The organism is Citrobacter sp. TBCS-14, assembly GCF_005280805.1.
In the GTDB taxonomy this organism is placed as follows: Bacteria; Pseudomonadota; Gammaproteobacteria; order Enterobacterales; family Enterobacteriaceae; genus Citrobacter; species Citrobacter gillenii.
In genome coordinates, this window is sequence record NZ_SZWM01001088.1 from 277 (window position 1) to 519 (window position 243).

Annotated in this window: 1 protein-coding gene; it reads left to right on the forward strand. The window is 53.5% G+C overall.

The window, feature by feature from the left end; all coding sequences use genetic code 11:
• Positions 1-243: hypothetical protein (locus FDX22_RS32010; RefSeq protein ID WP_370317804.1), on the forward strand; the 243-nt coding region annotated here is incomplete at both ends.

Below are 243 nucleotides of genomic sequence, written 5' to 3' on the forward strand. Positions count from 1 at the left end.
CCGTTCGGTAGCGCATCCATTTTGCCAATCAGCTGGATGTACATCCGTATGATGGGCGCAGAAGGTCTGAAGCAGGCAAGCCAGGTGGCGATCCTTAACGCTAACTACATTGCCAGCCGTCTGAAAGATGCTTATCCGGTACTGTATACCGGTCGCGATGGTCGCGTGGCGCATGAATGTATTCTCGACATTCGCCCACTGAAAGAAGAGACCGGCATCAGCGAACTGGATATTGCCAAGCGC